The following is a 20067-nucleotide window of genomic DNA, read 5'->3' as shown; positions in this document are numbered from 1 at the left end:
TGCAGATAGACATGTTCATCTCCCACCCGACAGGCACCCATGCAACGCATTCTCAAGGAGCGCGACCGGCTCCTTCGCAGAGCGGTGCAGGCGGCCGGGCTGACCGGCTCGGCCACGACGCTGGCGTGCTTGTTCGTACCCGGGGGCGTTGCCAGAGACGCGCGCATTGCGGCGGTGGCGCTCATCCTGCTGCTCGCGGCCGCGCAGTACCTGCTCGGCCGCACCGGCGCCCTGCGCTGGGCGGTCCTAATCGTGCTGTGCGGGGAAGGAACGATCCTGATCGTGGGCTTCGCAAGCCACCCCGGAGTTCCTCCAAACCTGGTCGAGGAAAGCGTGATCGGCATGGTGGCGACCGCGCCCATGTGCGCGGTCGCGGCGGTACTGATCACGAGCGCGCGCCGGCTGCTGCTGCTCGGTTTCTTCTTCGTGCTGACCGTCGCGACCATTGCCGTCGTGACGGTGAACGCCCCCGACCGGGTCGTTTTGCTCACCCTGACGGTAACCATGTGGCTCTCCTTCACCCTCGCCTCCTGGTGGATCGCGCAGAGCGTCCCCCGGGTGATGCACCGCATCGCCGCAATCGGGCGTGCCCACCGCGCCGAACGGTACGCGAGCGAACTCGAGGCGCAACGCCGACAGGACGCCCGGTTACTGCACGATACGGTGCTCGCGACGCTGACTCTGCTGGCCCATTCCGGCGTCGGAGTGAGCCCGGCAGCCCTGCAAAAACAGGCCGGTGACGACGCCCGGCTACTGCGTCAATTGCGGCTCGGTGGTCTGCCGACTCCGAGTCGTTCCGGCGGGTATACCCTCGAACCGGCCTCGGTGCTGACCCTCGGCAACACGCTCGACGCAGTGCGTCAGCGCTTCGAACGTGTCGGCCTGACCGTCAACTGGCACGGCAGCGGGCAGGTGCAGTTGCCCAGCAACGTGCTCGATTCCTTTCTACTTGCTCTCTCTGAGTGCCTCGAGAACGTGCGCCGTCACGCCGGTGTCGACCATGCCGACGTGACAATAACGGATGACGACACCACTGTTCGCGCAATGGTCACCGACACCGGGGTCGGCTTCGACCTCGGCCAGGTCGGCTCCGAACGGCTCGGCGTCGCCGAATCGGTCATCGCCCGGCTGCGTGACGTGGGGGGCAACGCTCGCTTGTTTTCCTCGCCGGGTGCCGGAACGACGGTTGTTCTTGAGGTCCCCAAATGACTCAGCTGAGCGACACCGCCCCCATTGATATCGTTCGCACCCGCGGTGTGGGCGCGCGCCTGCTGGGAGCACCGGACGAACGCAGTTGGCCGGTAACATCCGTTGGCCAGACGACCAGGGCAGCGCTGTCGCCGCTGCGGTTTCCGCGGTCGAGTCTGCGTGGCGACAGTCATTTCACCGTTTTCCGATCGAATCAAAACGGTTTGGGTGCCCGCCACCTTGGAATCGGGATGAGCATCAGCGGAGGCGTTATCGCCGTGTTCCTGCTGGTACGGATGGGGGTCGAATGGGGCCAGACTCCCACGCCCACCCTGAGTATCGTGGCCTGGCTGATACTCGCCGCGACAGCGGTCGGGGTGAACCTGGCGGTCCACGAGTTCTCCTCCCGTATGCCCGTCTGGCTGTTTCTACTCGCCCTCGGCCTCTGCGCGATCGTGGTCGCCCTCGATCTGGCCGGATCCTGGGGATTTCCGGGAACGGCGACCTTTCCCACCGCGGCCCCAGCCGTTGGCGCCTTTTTGCTGACGATTGTGACCCTGCGGGAATCCCGCGATATCACCCTGGCAGCGCTCGCCCTCGGTGTCATCATGGGCGCGGCCACCCTGTTCGAAGCCCGCAGCGACATGCTGGCGCTGGGACCTGACATTCTCGGGGTCGCCCTCGCGGTGGTACCGCCGCTGGTGGGCGCAAGCATTGTGCAAGCGTTTCGGCGCATGGTTCAGCGCGAGCTCGACCTCGTGCTCGTGCAGAGCACCGTGTCCCAGCCGCGGTTTGCGGTCGGCATGCTCGCCTCGGAGCAGCTGGCCCGGCTCGACCTCGATGCCGAGACCCTGCTCGACGATGTGGCCCAGGGACGGACAGCGCTTCCGTTGGCCGCGTCCACGGCCACGACCGCTGCGTCGCTCGCCACCCAGTTGCGCGTGCACCTGATCGAGGGCCGCACCGAAACCTGGCTGCACCACGCGATCACGGAGAGCGAGTTTCTGGGCCCCGTCGTTGCCCTGAGCGACCCGGCCGGGCTCGCCGGGCTGTTATCGCCGACCCAACGTGACGGGCTGCTCCTGACGATTTGGCTGCTGTTGGTGGATACCCAGCGATCGGGAGCATCCGTTTCACTGCGGCTCGGACCGATTGCCCCCACACAGGGGGTGGGGCTGCACCACCGGGTGCGTTTTCCGATTGAATTGACCACAACTGGGGTATCGCGGCGGCGTGTCGATCCCGAAACCTGGCAGGCGATTCGTGCGGTTGGCCCGCATGTGGACTCCAATCGGGCCGGAAGCTTACGGGTAGACATCGAGTGCAGTGTGGACAATCCAGCTGATGCCTAGTATTGGGGATATAGACGATAAGGTGCACTCAGTAGGAGGCAACACATGACGACGACACCCCGTCCCATCCGTTTGGCCCTAGTTGACGACCACAGGATGCTCCTGGGGGCGCTCACCGAGTGGATTCGAAGCGCCGCTGACGACATCGAGATGGTCGCGGCCGTGACGACCTGGCCCGAGTTACTGACCCACCCCGAGTTTCCGGTGGACGTCGTGTTGCTCGACCTCGATCTCAAAGACAACATTCCGGTGTCCCTGAAGATCTCCACGCTCAAGACGACCGGGGTGAAGACGGTGCTCATGAGCACCTACTCCGAGCCGGCTCTCGTGCGCGAAGCCCTCGCCGCCGGCGCCCTCGGCTACCTCGTAAAGAGCGAGGAAGCGAGCATGATTGTCGATGCCATTCGTGCTGCCTACAACGGCAAGTCCTACATCTCCGCTGAGCTCGACTACGCGCTCAACTCGACCGAGAACGTTGAAGGTCCCCGCCTCAGCGCCCAGGAACGCCGCGTCATGGCGCTCTACGGCGCCGGTGAGCCGGTGAAGGCTGTCGCCTACCAGCTCGGCATCTCCGAGGAGACCGCCAAGAGCTACCTGAAGCGCATTCGCGAGAAGTACCGCCTGGCCGGGTACGACGTGGGTACCAAGGTCGCGCTGCGCAAGCGCGCCATCCACGACGGCATCCTGCTGCAGACGGACTGACGTTCGTTTACCGACCGGCTCCATTTTTCGAAATGCGGGCCGGTTCGTTCATTAACGCGGCTTCGATTGAGTGGATGCCGGCAGGCACGCGCCGACGTCAACCCTTGCGGACGACCGGGATCAGCTGCGTCTCGATCAGCACAGCGCCGCACGGCACGCGCCGACGTCAACCCTTGCGGACGACCGGGATCAGCTGCGTGCCGTAGGGCACGTGCTGGCCCAACAGGCGGCGCCGACGGTCGATGCTGAAGGTGAGCAGGGTCAGCAGCACGCCGAGCGCGCTCAGGGCGACGCCGATCCAGACCGGGGCCAGGTAGCCGAGCCCAGCGGCGATGGCCACGCCGCCGAGGGCCGCGCCGAGGGCGTTACCGACGTTGAGCGAGGAATGGTTGAGCGCCGCCGCGAGCGACTGACTCTCGTGCGCGACGTCCATCAGTCGGGCCTGAATGGTCGGCGAGAGCGCGGATGCCGCCGCACCGATGAAGAACATGCCGATCACCAACCCGCTGAGCGACTGCGCAGAGAGACCGAGCGTGACGAGGGCCGCGATCAGCACGGCGAAGGAAACGTACATGGTACGGCGCACGCTCCAGTCGGCCAGCGCTCCCCCGGCGAAGTTGCCGACCGTCATGCCGAGGCCGATAACGACGAGAATGAGCGGAACCGCGGCGGCCGTGAGCCCGGTGATGTCGATCACCAGCGGCGCGACATAGGTGTAGACCGCGAACAGGCCGCCGAAGCCGATCGCACCGATCGAGAGCGTGATCCAGACCTGCAACTGGCTGAACGCTCGCAGCTCGGCGCGCATGGTGGCCTTGGGGTTGCCGGCCTGAAACGGCACGAACGCGGCGACGGCCACGAAGGTGAGCGCGAAGATCGCGGCGACGACGAGGTAGGCGATTCGCCATCCGCTCACCTGACCGATCCAGGTGATCGTGGGCACCCCGATGACGTTGGAGATGGTCAGCCCGGAGAGCACGATTGCGATACCGCGAGCCCGTTTGCCGGGGCCCATCAGGCGGGCGGCGACGAGCGAGGCGATGCCGAAGTAGGCGCCGTGCGGCAGCCCGGCCACAAAGCGGGCAACGAGAACGGTCTCAAAGGTCGGCAGCAGGGCCGAGGCGATCGTGCCGAGCGTGAACGCGGTCAGCAGGGCCAGGAGCAGTTGTTTGCGCGGCCAGCGGGCCGCAGCGGCCGCGATCGTGGGCGCTCCGACGACAACACCGAGAGCATAAGCCGAGATCAGCCAGCCGACCTGCGCGTTGGCGGCATCCGGCGCCGCAGCATAGAGACCGGGCAGCAGGTCGGCGGCCAGGTTCGGCAGCAGACCCATGGCAACGAATTCGGTCGCGCCGATGCCGAATCCGCCCAGGGCGAGGGCGAGCAGGGCAAGACGAATACGGGTCGACGACAGCTGCGTCGACCCGTCAGGAGTGAGGGGCATACAACAAGCCTAAGCCCAGGCCAGCTGGAGCGGACGATTCACTCGGAGAGGGCGGTCTCCAGGCGCTCGAGCTTGCCGGTCAGCTCACCTGTGTGGCCGGGCCGGATGTCCGCCTTCAGCACGAGGGAAACGCGCGGCCCGAAGGCGCCCACCGCCTCGGTCGCCGCCTTGATCACGGCGAAGACTTCATCCCAGTCGCCCTCGATGGTGGTGAACATGGAGTCGGTGTGATTCGGCAGTCCGGATTCGCGGACGATGCGCACCGCGGCGGCAACCGCATCGTGCACGGATCCCTGCGAGTCCGCGGCGACGGACGGTGCGACGGAGAATGCTACAAGCATGGTGGGCTCCCTAGATGAGTGGTTTGGTGGTGAGTGGTTTCGTGGTGAAACGGTCGCGGGCGGGCCGGCCTGACATGCCCAGTCGGTACAGCGTGAAGAGCGCCCAGCCGAGCAGCACGAATTCGAGTAGGTTGCGCACGGTCAGCACCAGAATCATGAGGGGATGGGCCACCAGCAGCCAGTCGTAGAGGTACGGGTAGACCAGCTGGGTGAGGGCGGCGAGCGCGAGTGCGAGCAGCGCCGGCGTGCGCCAGGCGCGCCCGTTCAACACGAGTCCGAGAATGATCGGTGCGGCCAGCCAACTGATGAACTGCGGCGACCCCACCTTATTGACGGCGATGAGGGTCACGGTCAGGGCGAGGGTCAGCGGCGGAAAGACCGCCAACCAGCCGACTCCCCGCCGCTGGGCCCGCACTCCGAGCAGCAGCACGGCGGCGGCGGCGAGCGCGAGCAGCGGAGTCATCACGGCGCTTGCGGCGACGGTGCCAGCGCCGGCGACTTGAAAGGTGAGGATCTGCTGGTCGTAGTAGATGAAGCTGCCGGGCACGTTGAGCACGGCCTGCCACAGCCACGGCACAGCGATGGGTGATTCAATCTGGATCCCCCGGCCCGCCTGCTCGCCCACGAAACTCAGTACGTGGATGCCACTGCCTCGAGCCAGGCTGAGCGCCCCGGCCGCGGCGACGACCGCCGTGGTGACGGCTGCGGCGACCCCGAGCATCCGCCAGCGCAGTTTGGACGCCACAAACAGGGCGGCGAGGGCGGCCACCGGCCAGATCTTGATCCAGGTCGCAATGGTCAGCAGCACCGTGCCCCAGAGCGGACGGCGCCGCAGGCCCAGCAGGGCGATGATGCAGAGCGGCACCGTGACCGCATCGATGCGCAGCAGCGCAATCGGGCCAAGCAACGCCAGGAATGCCAGCCACCACCACGCCGCGGGTCGGTGCGTGCGCAGGAGTACGAAGAACGACCCGGCGTTGAGCACGGTGATTAGCCCAACCCAGGTGCCGAGATAGGCCGGGCCGCCGAGGGACAATGCGCCAACGATCGGCACGAGCGCGAGCAACGGGTAGACGAAATTATCGGTTATGCCCACGATGTTGCCGGCCGCGGCGTCCTCGGCCCATCCGCGATACACCACCTCAACATCGCCGAGCGGATACCCCGGCCCGAACAAGGCCAGCGTGATCAGCAGCAGGTGCACGAGCACGAACGCCGACCATAGCGCGGCGGGCGGATGCCGCAGCACCGGCCGCGCAGGCCGCGCGCCGGTTGCCCCGCGGGGCTCGTCGTGAATTCGCACGCTTTACCTTCGCACAGGCGGCGGCCCAGGGACACCGCCCGCGCAGCTCACCCGGGAGTTTCTCGCCCGCGTTGCGCTCTGGCGCGCCGGAAGGGCATCGCGACTGCGCGCCGCGCAAACGTCAGCACGCCGAGCGAGCTCGGCGGTGGGGAAAGGCGCGCGTCAGCGCGCCGGACGAGCCCCCGGCGCGATGCCATAGTCCAGGAACGCGGCGACGGCTCGCGGTACGGCGTCGGCCACGTCCAGGGCCGCGATCGGACCGCCGGCGGAAGCGAGGTTCGCCGCTTCGGCGTGGATGAGCGCTGCAGTCGCGGCGAGCGGGGCGAGGGACGCGGCGTCCGCTTCGAGCTGGTCGGAGTGGGTCGCGAGCAGCGCCCCGAGGATGCCGCCGAGCACGTCGCCGGACCCCGCCGTCGCGAGCCAGGCCGGCCCGGTCGACACGGTCAGGCGGGCGCCGGCCGGTGAGGCAACGTGGGTGACTGCTCCCTTGAGCAGCACCGTGACGTCAAACAGCCGGGCGGCGCGAATGGCCCATTCCCCCGGATTCGCTGCGATCTGCGAGGCTGAGCCCGGCTTGGCCTCGCCCTCGAGCATCGCGGCCAGTTCGCCGGCATGCGGTGTGATGACCGTCGGTCCGATTGCGTGCGAGACCAGGTCGAGGGCGCCGGCGTCGATGACGGTGGGCAGGCCCTCGGCGAGCGCTTCGTCGAGGGCAGCGCTGACGGCATCCGTTCTCGTGGCGGCGTTGATGCCGGAGCCGAGCAGCCAGGCCTGTACCCGTCCGGGCAGGGTCACGATCTCGGGGCGGCGCTGCAGTACCAGGTCGCGTGCTCGGCGCGGCCCGAGGTAGCGCACCATGCCGACGCCGGTGCGCACGGCCGCGTCGACGCCGAGCACCGCTGCGCCCGGGTAGTCCTTGGAACCGGTGCGCACTCCGAGCACACCACGGGAGTATTTGTCGTCTCCGGCCTGGGGCCGCGCGATCCAGTCGCGGGCCTGTTCGGCCTCCCATTCGAGCCAGCCGCGCGGTTTCACCATGCCTCCACGATAGGTCGTTTCGGTTCAGCACGATCACACCAGCGGATGCCGCGAGCGGTTGCCGTCCGGACACGCCCGGTCGGTTGGAGCACCCCGGGAGACCAGGACCGGTCGACTTTGCACGAGCGCACCCGAAACGGGTACTCGCTACGGTAACCGGCGTAGCGCGCACCCAGATCGGACGCGGTCATCCGCGCGCGCTACCGCGCCAGTGTGGTTTCAGGTCGCGGCCGATTCAGCTCGCGAACCATTTAGTCGCTGACGGTTGAATTCGCGGAGTCCTCACGCTCCCGCCGCGGGCTGCTCCCCAAGGAGACGGTCTGCGAGACACAGATAATGTTGCCCTCGGTGTCCTTGAACCAGGCCGCACGATCCTCAATGGTCGTCGCGATGCCGTTCTCGGTCTTCAATCCTGGAAAATCGTATTCCTCGAACGTGACGCCGCGCCCGCGCAGCACGGCGACTTCGGCTTCGATATCGTCGGTGTCGAAACCGATCGCGGTGTTCGCGGCGGTGCCGGCATTCTCGGTTTCGTACATCATGATGACGGCGCCCTTCGGGGTGCGGTAGAGCAGTCCCTCTACGCGTTCCTCCTCCGGTTCCATGCCGAGCACGTCCTGGTAGAAGCGCCGGGCCCGCGCTAAATCGCGAGCAGGAAGCACCGAGTAGGGTTCCAATTGGCTTAACATGAGCATTCCCTTTCTGCACCGAATGTGCATTTTTCAGGGAGTAGTTTACGCCCGTGTCGGTGTCTTGGCGAGGCGCTGGCGGCATCCGCTTCGCGACCGCGCCCGATCTGGGTGCGCGCTACGGTAACGGGCGTAGCGGCCACCCGTTTCGGGGGCGGTCATTCGCGGAAGGCGACGCGCGACCATCTCAACGGAGCTATTCGCGGCGGGTGGCGTCCTGCACTTCGCCGACGAGCTCCTCGATAATGTCCTCGAGAAAGAGCACCCCGGTGGTTTCGCCCTCGGCGGTGAACGACCGCGCGAGGTGCGCGCCAGAACGGCGCATGGTCGCGAGGGCATCTTCGAGGTCGGTGTCTTCAAAGATTGAGATCAAGGCACGGATGCGCTTGGCCGGGATCCGCCCCGAGTAGCTGTCCGGCGCTGCCAGCGTTGCTTCCCCGGCCGATGCGATATCGAGGTCGAGAACGTCCTTCAGGTGCACGTATCCGGTGAGATAGCCCTCGGCATCGGCCAGCACGTACCGGGAGAACCCGTGGCGAGTGACGGCCTTCTCCACGTCGGCCGGGGTGGCCGACTCGGGCAGACTGACCAGCTTGGACAGACCAACAGCCACGTCGCGCACCTTGAGGTTGGTGAACTCGAAGGCGGCGGTCAGGGCGCCGGTCCCGTCGCTCAGCACACCCTCTTTGGTGGACTGCGTGACGATCGTGGCTACCTCGTCGAGCGTGTACGCGCTCGTCGCCTCATTCTTCGGCTGCACTCCAAACAGCCGCAGCACACCATTCGCGCAGGCGTTGAGCGTGACGATCACCGGACGAAAGACGCGGGCGACGAACACGAGCGGCGGGGCAAGCAGCAACACGGCCTGGTCGGGGACCGAGAAAGACAGGTTTTTCGGTACCATCTCGCCGAACACAACGTGCAGGTACGAGACCAGCAGCAGTGCGACGATGAAGGCGATCGTACCGATCAGCCCCTCCGGCAGGCCGGTCAGGGCCAGCGGCACCTCGAGCAGGTGGTGGATCGCCGGTTCGGAGACGTTCAAAATGAGCAGCGAACAGACCGTGATGCCCAGCTGCGAGGTCGCGAGCATGAGCGTTGCGTGTTCCATCGCCCAGAGCGCGGTCTTGGCGCTGCGTTTTCCGGCCTCGGCGAGCGGCTCAATCTGGGAACGACGTGCCGAGATGACGGCGAATTCCGCTCCGACGAAGAAGGCGTTGGCGGCGAGCAGCACGACCAACCAGGCAAGTCCGGCCCAATCGCTCATTTGTCGCTCACCTTCTTTCGATCAGTCTTGGGCCCGGGCGGAACCGCCGGCTCCGGCGCCACCTCCGGGGTGAAACGCAGTCGGTCGATGCGACGCCCTTCCAGGCGCTCAACGGTGAGGAATCCGCCCGGCACCGGCACGCGGTCGCCGATGACCGGCAACCGCCCCAGCTCGCTCATCACAAAGCCGGCCACGGTCTCGTAGGGGCCCTGTTCCCGCACGACGACACCGGTACGATCGAGCAGTTCATCCGGCCGCAGCATTCCGGGAAAGGTCAGCGAGTCGGGCGAGCGCACGACGCCGGCCCTGGCCCTGTCGTGCTCGTCGGCGACCTCGCCGACCAGTTCCTCGACCAGGTCCTCCAGGGTGACGACGCCGGCGGTTCCGCCATATTCGTCGACGACGATCGCCATCTGGTAGCCACGACCGCGCAACTCGCCGAGCAGGTCGTCGAGTTTCATCGTTTCGGGCACGCGAACCGGGTCGGTCTGCAGGGCCGACACCGGCACATCCGCTCGCCGATTTCGCGGCACGGCCACCGCCTGCTTGACGTGCACGACACCCGCGACGTCGTCGACGCTCTCGTCGACGACCGGGAACCGGGAAAAACCGGTGGAACGCGCGAGGTCGATGATGTCCTGCGCCGAATCAGTGCGGTGGATACTCGCGACCCGCGGGCGCGGAGTCATGACATCGGACGCGGTGTGTCCGGAGAACATCAACGTGCGGCGCAGGAGGGTCGCGGTGTCCTTCTCGAGCAGCCCGGCGCTGGCCGAGCGCCGAACGAGCGAGGAGAGCTCTTCAGCGGTGCGGGCACCCGAGAGCTCCTCCTTGGGTTCGATGCCGAACGCGCGCAACAGGCCGTTGGCGCTGTTGTTGAGCACGAGCACGGCCGGTTTGAACACGGCGGTGAACGCGGTCTGAAACGGAATGACCAGCCGAGCGGTCGGAATCGGCAACGCAAGCGCAAAATTCTTCGGGACCAGTTCGCCGATGACCATCGACACGAGGGTCGCCGAGACGATGGCGATCGTGGTGCCGAAGACGGGAACCAGGTCAACCGGCAGCCCGGCCGCGGTGAGCGGGCCCCGCAGCAGGGACGAGAGGGCCGGTTCGATCGTGTACCCGGTCAGCAGCGTGGTCAGGGTGATGCCCAGTTGCGCACTCGACAGGTGGGTCGAGGTGATTTTCAGCGCTGCGATGGTCATGGCGAGACGGGTTTCCCCGCGATCGCGGCGCGCTTCAAGGTCGGCGCGATCGAGATTCACCAGGGCGAACTCACTGGCGACGAAGATGCCCGTTCCCACCGTGAGGATGAGGCCGAACCCGAGCATGATCAGCTCAGACAAGGATTTCACCGCCGGCAGTCACGGGCGAGGGTTTGTCAGGCGAGGGTTCAGCGGTGGGAGGGTCATCCATTATTCCTCCGAGTATACCGGGCGCACCTGCCTGCGCGCCCGACCACACCCACCAGCGCAGCACGAGAATCCTCCGGCAGCACCCGACCACACCCACCAGCGCAGTCCGAGAACCGTCCGGCAGCGCCCGACCACACCTACCAGGAGACCGGCAGCGCCTTGCCCTCTTCGTACCCGGCCGCGGACTGAATGCCCACGAGCGCTTTCTCGTGAAAGTCGGCGACGGTGGTGGCGCCGGCGTAGGTGAACGACGAGCGCACCCCAGAGGTGATCATGTCGAGCAGGTCCTCGATCGACGGCCGCAGCGGGTCGAGGTAGATCTTCGAGCTCGAGATTCCCTCGGCGAACAGGGTCTTACGGGCGAGGTCGTAGGCGTCGAGGCGCTCGAAGCGTGCCTGAACGGCCTTGGTCGAGGCCATTCCCCAGCTTTCCTTGTATAGCGCGCCGCGGGCATCCGTATTCAGCGTTCCTGGCGCCTCGGTCGTGCCGGCAAACCAGGAACCGATCATGACGGATGCCGCCCCAGCGGCCAGCGCGAGGGCCACGTCCCGCGGATAGCGCACTCCCCCGTCGGCCCAGACATGCGCGCCCAGCTCACGGGCCGCGGTGGCCGTTTCGAGCACGGCCGAGAACTGGGGCCGACCGACGGCGGTCATCATGCGGGTGGTGCACATGGCGCCCGGACCGACTCCCACCTTGACGATCGTGGCGCCGGCGCCGACCAGGTCGCGCACGGCGTCCTTGGTGACGACGTTGCCGGCCACGATCGGCAGCCCGAGGTTCAGGTCGGCGACGATGCCGAGAGCACGCAGCATGCCGTCTTGGTGGCCGTGCGCGGTGTCGATCACCAGAATGTCGACGCCGGCAGCGGCGAGGGCGCGGGCCTTGGCGGCGACGTCGCCGTTGATGCCGATCGCGGCAGCGACCTTGAGCCGACCGTGGGCGTCCAGTGTCGGCTGGTACAGGGTAGAGCGCAGGGCGCTCTTGCGGCTGAGCGTTCCGACGACGGTGCCGTGGTGCATCACCGGCGCGAAATCGATGTCAGCCTCCGTCATCAGGTCGAAGGCGCGGCGCGGCCCCTCGACGTCGTCGGCGTCGAGCGCGGCGAGTTCACCGTGCAGTAGATCGCCGAGGCGCGCATCGGGCAGCGCGGTCGCCAGCCGGCTGGCGACGATGCAGCCCAGGTAGTCTCCGCTGGTGGAGTGGATGACGATTCCCTGGCCGGGCGAGGCCGGAACCTGCCGCAACGCCATCTCGACGGTATCGTCCGGGGCAAAGGTGAACGGCGTGTCGAAACGAACCGATTGGGCTTTAACCCAGCGGATAGCGGCATCGAGGTCCTGCAACGGCATGTCCTGCGGCAGCACTCCGAGCCCCCCGCGGCGGGCCAGCGAGGCAGCCAGGCGTGGCCCGGTGACCGAGTTCATATTCGCCGACACGATCGGAATCGTCGCATCCGTACCGTCATTCGGTGCCAGGGAGACATCCAACCGGCTAGTGACAGCCGATTGTCCGGGCACCAAAAACACGTCGGAGTAAGTCAAATCATGGCTGGGCGTCGTTCCATAGAACTGCATACCAAGAACGCTAGCCGTTCGACAGGGTGTTAGTGGTCGCGCGGGATGGGATTAGGCTGGTCAGTAAGACTGACCTGGCGGTCACGATCGTCAGCGACAGGCTCAATGAAAGCGCAGAATGACCCGGCAACGGACCTTGCCGAGGGCATCCAAATTCAAAGCAGAGAGTGGGCGATCCCACGGTGTCAAGCCAGGTAACCGGTGGAGCTTCTGACGAGACAACGTCGGGCGAATTCGGAGCAAACGAGTGGCTCGTTGACGAATTGTATGAGCGATTCCTGATCGACAAGAACTTGGTTGATGAGTCGTGGTGGCCGGTGTTGGAGAGCTACAACCAGACCGCGAACACTCCCGTTCCAGCGGATGCTGCCCCCGCAGCAGCGCCAGCAGCATCCGTTTCACCGGCGCCGGCCGCAGCCGCACCCGCCGCAGCCCCGGCCGTACCGGCAGCGCCAGCTCAGGTGACTGAGAACCAGCCGACGGCCCGCACCACCTCGAGCGCGCCGAAGCCGGCCCCGGTTCCCGCCGACGCTCCCGTCACCAGCCCGCAGACCGTCGTCACCGACGAGTCAGCGCCGGTCAAGCAGGACAAGGTCGTTCCGCTGCGCGGTATGGCGAAGTCACTCGCGACCAACATGGTCACGAGCCTGACCGTGCCGACCGCGACAAGCGTGCGCACCATCCCGGCCAAGCTGCTCATCGACAACCGCATCGTCATGAACAACCACATGAAGCGGGCACGCGGCGGCAAGGTCAGTTTTACCCACCTGATCGGCTGGGCGCTGATTCGCGCGCTCAAGATGTTCCCGAGCCAGAACGTCTACTACGACGAGGTCGACGGCAAGCCCTCCGTCGTCGCCCCCGCCCACGTCGGCATGGGACTGGCCATCGACATGCCCAAGCCCGACGGCACCCGCGCCCTGCTGGTTCCGGCGATCAAGCGTGCCGACACGATGACCTTCGGCGAATACCTCGCCGCCTACGAAGACCTCGTCACTCGCGCCCGCCAGAACAAGCTCACGGCCGACGACTTCGCCGGAGCGACCCTGTCGCTGACCAATCCGGGCGGCATCGGCACCGTGCACTCGGTGCCCCGCCTGATGAAGGGCCAGGGCTGCATCATCGGCGCCGGCGCCCTCGACTACCCGGCCGAATTCCAGGGCTCGAGCGTCAAGACGCTCACCGGCCTGGCCATCTCCAAGACCATCACCCTCACCAGCACCTACGACCACCGCGTCATTCAAGGTGCTGGTTCGGGCGAGTTCCTCAAGATCGTGCACGAGCTTTTGATCGGCCAGCACAACTTCTACGAAGAGATCTTCTCGGCGCTGCGCATCCCGTACGACCCGATCCACTGGGCCCCGGACATCAGCGTCGACCTCGCGAGCGCCGTCGACAAGACCGCGCGGGTGCAGGAACTGATCAACTCGTTCCGGGTGCGCGGCCACCTGATGGCCGACATCGACCCGCTTGAGTACTCACAGCGCAGCCACCCCGACCTCGACATCGCCACCCACGGGCTCACCTTCTGGGACCTCGACCGGTCCTTCGTGACCGGCGGTTTCGGAGCGAAGCGCCAGATGCTGCTGCGCGACATTCTCGGTGTGCTGCGTGACTCGTACTGCCGCACCACCGGCATCGAGTACATGCACATTCAGGACCCGGCCCAGCGCAAGTGGGTGCAGGAGAAAATCGAGAAGTCCTACGTCAAGCCCACCCACCACGAGCAGATGCGTATTCTGGCCAAGCTCAACGAGGCCGAAGCCTTCGAAACGTTTCTGCAGACCAAGTACGTCGGTCAGAAGCGCTTCAGCCTCGAGGGCGGCGAGTGCACCATTCCGCTACTGGACACCATTTTGCAGGGCGCCGCAGAGCAGGGTCTCGACGAGGTCGCGATCGGGATGGCCCACCGTGGCCGCCTGAACGTTCTCACCAACATCGCCGGTAAGACCTACGGCGAGATCTTCCGCGAGTTCGAGGGCACGCAGGACCCACGCACCGTACACGGCTCCGGCGACGTGAAGTACCACCTCGGTACCACAGGCATGTTCCGCGGTGAAGACGGCGCCGAGATTCCGGTGTCACTGGCCGCGAACCCCTCGCACCTCGAGGCCGGCGACGGCGTGCTCGAGGGCATCGTGCGCGCCAAGCAGGACCGCAAGCCGATCGGCACCTTCTCCACCCTGCCGATCCTCATCCACGGCGACGCCGCGATGGCCGGCCAGGGCGTCGTACTCGAAACCCTGCAGATGTCCCAGCTGCGCGGCTACCGCACCGGCGGAACCGTACACATCGTGGTCAACAACCAGCTCGGGTTCACCACCCTGCCGCAGGATGCCCGCACCAGCGTTTACGCCACCGACGTCGCCAAGACCATCCAGGCGCCGATCTTCCACGTCAACGGGGATGACCCGGAGGCCGTGGTACGCGTCGGCGAACTAGCCTTCGCCTACCGCCAGGAATTCAAGAAGGATGTCGTCGTCGACCTCATCTGCTACCGCCGTCGGGGCCACAACGAGGGCGACGACCCCTCGATGACGCAGCCGCTGATGTACAACCTGGTCGAGGCCAAGCGCAGCGTGCGCAAGCTGTACACCGAGGCGCTCGTCGGCCGTGGTGACATCACCGAGGAAGAATACGAAGCCGCCCACCGCGACTTCCAGGATCGCCTCGAGCGCGCCTTCCTCGAGACCCACGCTGCCCAGACCGCGTCGATCCCGGTCATCACGCCGGAAATGGCCGCCACGGCCAAGGCCGAAGCTGAAGCTCAGGCCCGTGAAGACGCCGCAGGTGAGCCAGAGACCACCGGTGTCCCGGAGAGCGTCATCCAGCTCATCGGTGATGCGTTCAACAACAAGCCGGCCGGTTTCACCGTGCACAATAAGCTGCAGCAGCTGTTGCAGAAGCGCCTCGACATGAGCCGCAACGGCAATATCGACTGGAGCTTCGGCGAACTGCTCGCGCTCGGCTCGCTGCTGGTCGAGGGTACCCCGGTGCGTTTTGCCGGACAGGATGCCCGCCGCGGCACGTTCGTGCAGCGTCACGCGGTGCTGCACGACCGGGTGAACGGCCAGGAATGGCTGCCACTGGCCAACCTCAAGGACAACCAGGCCCGATTCTGGATCTACGACTCGCTGCTGAGCGAATACGCCGCCATGGGCTTCGAGTACGGCTATTCGGTGGAACGCGCCGACGCGCTCGTGCTCTGGGAAGCCCAGTTCGGTGACTTCGCCAACGGTGCGCAGACCATCATCGACCAGTTTGTGTCCTCCGCCGAGCAGAAGTGGGGCCAGCGGTCATCCGTTGTGCTGCTGCTGCCGCACGGCTACGAGGGTCAGGGCCCTGACCACTCCTCAGCCCGCATCGAACGATTCCTGCAGCTGTGTGCCGAGGAAAACATGACCGTGGCGCGCCCGTCGACGCCCGCGTCGTACTTCCACCTGCTGCGTCGCCAGGCCTACATGCGTCCGCGCCGTCCGCTGATCGTGTTCACGCCCAAGTCGATGCTGCGCCTGCGCGGAGCGACGAGCGCCGTGTCTGAATTGACCAGCGGCAAGTTCGAAACGGTCATCGACGATGCACGCGTGAACGACAAGAACGCCGTCAAGCGCGTTCTGTTCATGGCCGGAAAGATCTACTACGACCTGCTGAACGAACTCGAGAAGAACCCGAACCCCGAGATCGCCCTCGTGCGCGTCGAGCAGTTCTACCCGCTGCCCTCCGTTGAGCTAAAGAACGTCGCCGCCCAGTATCCGAACGCCGAACTGGCCTGGGTGCAGGACGAACCGGAGAACCAGGGAGCCTGGCCGTTCTTCTACCTGGAGACCAACAAGCTCGGCCCGCGCGCCATGCGGCTGTTCTCCCGCCCAGCGTCGGCCTCGCCGGCGGCAGGTTCGGCCAAGCGCCACGCGGTCGAGCAGGCCAAGCTGCAGCGAGACGCGCTCACGCTGTAACCGCACGTGAAAATGGAGGGTGACCCCGGGGTCACCCTCCATTGGTGTTCCTGCGCGGCGGCGGCGGGCGCGGCCTGGCGGCCCGTGCCTGGCCGGTTGCAACCGGGGCCGGCGCGACGAACACGTGCCGTTAGCGGATGCGCGCGGTCACGCCGCCGCTCGCGGCACCCCGCGCTAGAGTCCCACGATCCATGACGAGTGCCACGAGGGTGCGGCGTGGCCGGCCCGCGTGCGAGCGCGGCGGCATCCGTTTGCCTGCCAGCGAACAGCGACAGGCGATTGAGCGTGCGCGCAGCTAGTGCGAGGCCTGGAGGGCGCGCAGCTTGAGCAGGACCTGGTCGCGCAGAACTTCGGGCGCGGTTTCCTTGCAGGCGCGCTGCATCACCTCGGTCATGGTGCGTCCGACCAGGTGTTCGGCGCTGCAGTCGGTGCAGGTCGCCAGGTGCTCCTGAATGTCGGCCGCATCGTCTTTGCGGAGTTCGTTGTGCAGGTATTCTTCGAGTTCGGCCTTGGCCTTCTCGCAACCACAATCGGTCATTTGCTTGCGCTCCCGGATGTTTTCTGGCCCTGGCCTAGTCCGCGCTCGGCCGCGTAACCGGCCAGGAGCTCACGCAGGAGTCGCCGGCCACGGTGCAGGCGGCTCATCACGGTGCCAATGGGTGTTTTCATGATTTCGGCGATCTCCTGGTAGGAGAAGCCTTCGACGTCGGCGAAGTACACGGCGAGTCGGAAGTCTTCGGGAATGGACTGCAGGGCTTCTTTGACGGCGCTGTCCGGCAGATGGTCGATGGCCTCGGCCTCGGCCGACCGTCCCGACATGGCGGTCGTCGATTCGGCGCCGCCCAGCTGCCAGTCTTCGAGCTCATCAATGGTGCCCTGATAGGGCTCACGCTGCTTCTTGCGGTACTGGTTGATGAAGGTGTTGGTGAGGATGCGGTACAGCCAGGCCTTGAGGTTGGTGCCCTGCTCGTACTGCGCGAACGCGGCGAAGGCCTTGACAAAGGTCTCCTGCACGAGGTCCTGGGCATCGGACGGGTTGCGGGTCATGCGCATCGCGGCCGCGTACAACTGGTCGAGGAACGGCAGGGCCTGTTCTTCGAACAGTCCGCGGGTCTGCTCGCGCAGCTCGGCCTTGGTCGGTGCAACCAGTTCTGTGTCGTCAACCGGAATAGATTCCGAATTGACGGGCGTGTCTGAAGTCATCACGGGCAATTCTAGGCCGTTCCCCACAGCCAAGGGTCTTTCTAACAGCATTGACACCGTCACGGGCCTCCCTCAGATTGTTATCACCGACTATTCTGATAACCGATGTTGATCTCGAGATATTCCAAGCCGGAGTTCGATCCGTACGGCGACAATTCACCGACCGAAGTGGATGTCTGGTGGCCGGCGCCGAGCATTGGCGCGCCATTGCAGGCGGTGCTGGCTCTGCCGGGCTCGAAATCCCTGACCAACCGGGAGCTCGTCGCATCCGCTCTCGCCACTGAACCGTCTCTGCTGCGCGCGCCGCTGCACTCGCGCGACAGCGATCTCATGGTCGATGCCCTGCGGCAGCTCGGCGCCACGATCGAGGCCGTTGCGGGCGACGGGGCGTTCGGAACGGACCTGCTGGTGACCCCGCCCGAGGAATTGCTTGGCTCCACCACGATCGATTGCGGCCTGGCCGGCACGGTCATGCGTTTTCTGCCCCCGCTCGCAGCCCTCGCGCTCGGCCCGACCACGTTCGACGGCGATGCCGGTGCGCGCCGCCGCCCGATGGGTCCCATCATCGGCGCTCTGCGCGACCTCGGCGGCGATATCAACGACGATGGCAAGCACGCCCTACCCTTCACCGTGCACGGCCGCGGAGCGGTCACCGGCGGAGCGGCCACCATCGACGCCGGCAGCTCAAGCCAGTTTGTGTCGGGGTTGCTGCTGGCCGGCGCACGCTTCGAGCACGGGCTGCACCTCATCCACTCCGGCGAACGGCTGCCGAGCCTGCCGCACATCGAGATGACCATCGAGGTGCTGCGCGCGCGCGGCGTCGACGTGTCTACGCCGAACGTCGGCGAGTGGATCGTCGCACCCGGTCTGCTCGCCGGTCGCACGGTCGACATCGAACCCGATTTATCAAACGCGGCACCCTTTCTGTGCGCCGCGCTCGTGGCCGGCGGCAGTGTCACCATCACCGGCTGGCCGGAGACGACGACGCAGGTCGGGGCCGACCTCGCCCAGCTGCTGCCGTTGTTCGGCGCCGTCGTCACGCGCGCCGGTGACCGGCTCACCGTCACCGGGGGCGAGCACATCGTCGGCGTCGACCTGGATCTCTCCGCTGGCGGGGAACTCGCCTGCACCCTCGTCGCTCTGGCCGCCCTGGCCTCGACGCCGAGCACGATCACCGGCATCGGGCACATTCGCCACCACGAGACCGACCGTCTCGCCGCACTGGCGACCGAGATCAATCGGCTGGGCGGCAAGGTCACCGAGCTGCCCGACGGCCTCCGGATCGAACCGGCGCCCCTGCACGGCGGCCAGTGGCTCAGCTACGACGACCACCGCATGGCCACGGCCGGTGCGCTGATCGGCCTCGCCGTGCCCGGCGTCGAGGTTGAGAACATCGGTACGACCGCGAAGACGCTCCCCCAGTTTCCCGAGTTGTGGCACGCGATGATCTCCGAAGCGGCGCTGTAGATGCCCGTGGCGCCGCCCGCTGACGGTTCTGAGGGTCTTGCCGAGGACCTCGCCGGCGATCCCGGCGACACCTGGTGGGCCTCCGCCGACGACGACGAACCGGAGTTCGACGAGTCGAGCGTGCGCGTGCGCCCCGGCCGCAAGGGTAGTAAACCGCGCTCCAAGACCCGGCCGAGCCATCAGGATGCGCTGACCGGGCGCATCCTCTCGGTAGATCGCGGTCGCTACACCGTCATGCTCGACGAAAATCTGCCCACCGAGCGTCGAATCACAACCGCGCGGGCCAGCGAGCTGCGCAAAAAGGCCGTCGTCAACGGCGACCGGGTCGATATCGTCGGCGACACCACCGGAGCCGAGGGTAGCCTGGCCCGCATCGTGCGCATCGTGCCGCGCGACACCCTGCTGCGGAGGAGCGCCGACGACACCGACGCCGTCGAGCGCGTGATCGTGGCCAACGCCGACCAGATGCTGATCGTGGTCGCTGCGGCCAACCCAGAGCCGCGCATCCGCTTGGTGGATCGTTATTTGGTCGCGGCCTATGACGCCGGCGTGAAACCCATTCTGTGCATCACCAAGACCGACCTCGCCGACCCCGCCGCGTTCCTGGCCAACTTCGCTGGCCTCGACCTTCCGGTGTTCCAGAGTGGTGAGGGCGGCATGCCGATCGCCGAGATCTCGGCCGCGTTGGTCGGGCACGACACGGTCTTCGTCGGGCACTCCGGCGTCGGCAAGTCCACCCTGGTGAACGCGCTCGTGCCCGGCACCAACCGCGCCATCGGCGTCGTCAACACCGTCACCGGGCGCGGCCGGCATACCTCGTCGTCGACGGTGTCACTGCGCCTCGAAACGGATGCTGGCCGCGGCTGGGTTATCGACACCCCCGGCGTGCGCTCCTTCGGTCTCGGTCACATCAACACCGACAATATTCTCAAGGCCTTCACCGACCTCGCGACGATCGCGGAGCGCTGCCCGCGCGGCTGTACTCACCTGCCCGATTCGCCGGACTGCGCGATCATCGACGCGGTTGAGGCCGGCGAGCTCGGCGACACCGGCCGGGTGCGCCTCGACTCGCTGCAACGGTTGCTCGCCACGTTTGTGCCCGCCCGCTGAGTCTGCTCTCGATAC

At 66.6% G+C, this 20067-nt stretch carries 16 protein-coding genes; 6 read left to right on the top strand and 10 right to left on the bottom strand.

The genetic code is table 11. From position 1 onward, the window contains the following. The first annotated feature begins 39 nt into the window (after positions 1–39). The 3 genes from E3T31_RS02015 (at position 40) to E3T31_RS02005 (ending at position 3242) form a co-directional block, all read left to right on the top strand. Positions 40–1209 carry a sensor histidine kinase gene (locus E3T31_RS02015; RefSeq protein WP_134467255.1) on the top strand — a complete coding sequence of 390 codons (1170 nt, stop codon included), beginning with the start codon at positions 40–42 and terminating at the stop codon, positions 1207–1209. A 230-nt stretch (positions 1210–1439) separates the two neighbouring features. Next, positions 1440–2540 carry a hypothetical protein gene (locus E3T31_RS02010; protein ID WP_134467254.1) on the top strand — a complete coding sequence of 367 codons (1101 nt, stop codon included), beginning with the start codon at positions 1440–1442 and terminating at the stop codon, positions 2538–2540. Between the two features lie 45 nt (positions 2541–2585). Beyond that, on the top strand, positions 2586–3242 hold the full coding sequence (locus tag E3T31_RS02005) for a response regulator transcription factor (protein ID WP_134441752.1): 657 nt from the start codon (positions 2586–2588) through the stop codon (positions 3240–3242). 166 nt (positions 3243–3408) lie between these two features. Here E3T31_RS02005 and E3T31_RS02000 read toward each other — a convergent pair whose 3' ends face one another. The 8 genes from E3T31_RS02000 to E3T31_RS01965 form a co-directional block, all read right to left on the bottom strand. Next, complete coding sequence (locus tag E3T31_RS02000) at positions 3409–4686, bottom strand: MFS transporter (RefSeq protein ID WP_134467253.1); 1278 nt, start codon at positions 4684–4686, stop codon at positions 3409–3411. Between the two features lie 38 nt (positions 4687–4724). After that, positions 4725–5027, bottom strand: coding sequence for a thiamine-binding protein (locus tag E3T31_RS01995; protein WP_104132783.1), 303 nt, complete (start codon positions 5025–5027; stop codon positions 4725–4727). Positions 5028–5037: 10 nt separating this feature from the next. Then, complete coding sequence (locus E3T31_RS01990) at positions 5038–6330, bottom strand: glycosyltransferase 87 family protein (RefSeq protein WP_198416959.1); 1293 nt, start codon at positions 6328–6330, stop codon at positions 5038–5040. Between the two features lie 162 nt (positions 6331–6492). Beyond that, entirely contained in the window at positions 6493–7368 is an 876-nt protein-coding gene (locus E3T31_RS01985) for an ADP/ATP-dependent (S)-NAD(P)H-hydrate dehydratase (protein WP_134467252.1), read from the bottom strand. A gap of 251 nt (positions 7369–7619) precedes the next feature. Then, a complete protein-coding gene (locus E3T31_RS01980) occupies positions 7620–8057 on the bottom strand; it encodes a VOC family protein (RefSeq protein WP_134467251.1) in 438 nt (145 codons plus the stop codon). A 196-nt stretch (positions 8058–8253) separates the two neighbouring features. Next, positions 8254–9324 carry a hemolysin family protein gene (locus E3T31_RS01975; protein WP_134467250.1) on the bottom strand — a complete coding sequence of 357 codons (1071 nt, stop codon included), beginning with the start codon at positions 9322–9324 and terminating at the stop codon, positions 8254–8256. Beyond that, positions 9321–10658, bottom strand: coding sequence for a hemolysin family protein (locus E3T31_RS01970; RefSeq protein ID WP_134467519.1), 1338 nt, complete (start codon positions 10656–10658; stop codon positions 9321–9323). The genes E3T31_RS01975 and E3T31_RS01970 overlap by 4 nt, the downstream gene beginning before the upstream one ends. A 221-nt stretch (positions 10659–10879) precedes the next feature. After that, positions 10880–12319, bottom strand: coding sequence for a GuaB1 family IMP dehydrogenase-related protein (locus tag E3T31_RS01965; RefSeq protein WP_134467249.1), 1440 nt, complete (start codon positions 12317–12319; stop codon positions 10880–10882). Between the two features lie 182 nt (positions 12320–12501). Between E3T31_RS01965 and E3T31_RS01960 the strand changes: the two genes are divergently transcribed. Further along, the gene (locus E3T31_RS01960; RefSeq protein WP_134467248.1) at positions 12502–16272 is read left to right on the top strand and encodes a multifunctional oxoglutarate decarboxylase/oxoglutarate dehydrogenase thiamine pyrophosphate-binding subunit/dihydrolipoyllysine-residue succinyltransferase subunit; all 3771 of its coding nucleotides are present in this window, start codon (positions 12502–12504) and stop codon (positions 16270–16272) included. A 295-nt stretch (positions 16273–16567) separates the two neighbouring features. Here E3T31_RS01960 and E3T31_RS01955 read toward each other — a convergent pair whose 3' ends face one another. Both E3T31_RS01955 and E3T31_RS01950 read right to left on the bottom strand, forming a co-directional pair. Continuing rightward, a complete protein-coding gene (locus E3T31_RS01955; protein ID WP_104134452.1) occupies positions 16568–16810 on the bottom strand; it encodes a zf-HC2 domain-containing protein in 243 nt (80 codons plus the stop codon). Then, a complete protein-coding gene (locus tag E3T31_RS01950; RefSeq protein WP_092451332.1) occupies positions 16807–17475 on the bottom strand; it encodes a sigma-70 family RNA polymerase sigma factor in 669 nt (222 codons plus the stop codon). The genes E3T31_RS01955 and E3T31_RS01950 overlap by 4 nt, the downstream gene beginning before the upstream one ends. Positions 17476–17580: 105 nt before the next feature. On the opposite strand from E3T31_RS01950, the gene aroA reads away from it, so the two are divergent. Both aroA and rsgA read left to right on the top strand, forming a co-directional pair. Beyond that, positions 17581–18942 carry a 3-phosphoshikimate 1-carboxyvinyltransferase gene (gene aroA, locus E3T31_RS01945; protein ID WP_134467247.1) on the top strand — a complete coding sequence of 454 codons (1362 nt, stop codon included), beginning with the start codon at positions 17581–17583 and terminating at the stop codon, positions 18940–18942. After that, positions 18943–20052: a ribosome small subunit-dependent GTPase A gene (rsgA, locus tag E3T31_RS01940; RefSeq protein WP_134467246.1), complete on the top strand. Its 1110-nt coding sequence runs from the start codon at positions 18943–18945 to the stop codon at positions 20050–20052. Positions 20053–20067 lie beyond the last annotated feature (15 nt).

This window comes from Cryobacterium sp. TMS1-13-1, assembly GCF_004403125.1.
GTDB lineage: Bacteria > Actinomycetota > Actinomycetes > Actinomycetales > Microbacteriaceae > Cryobacterium > Cryobacterium levicorallinum.
Note: the sequence above shows the minus strand (reverse complement) of the source record. Positions and strands in the feature narration are given on the sequence as shown.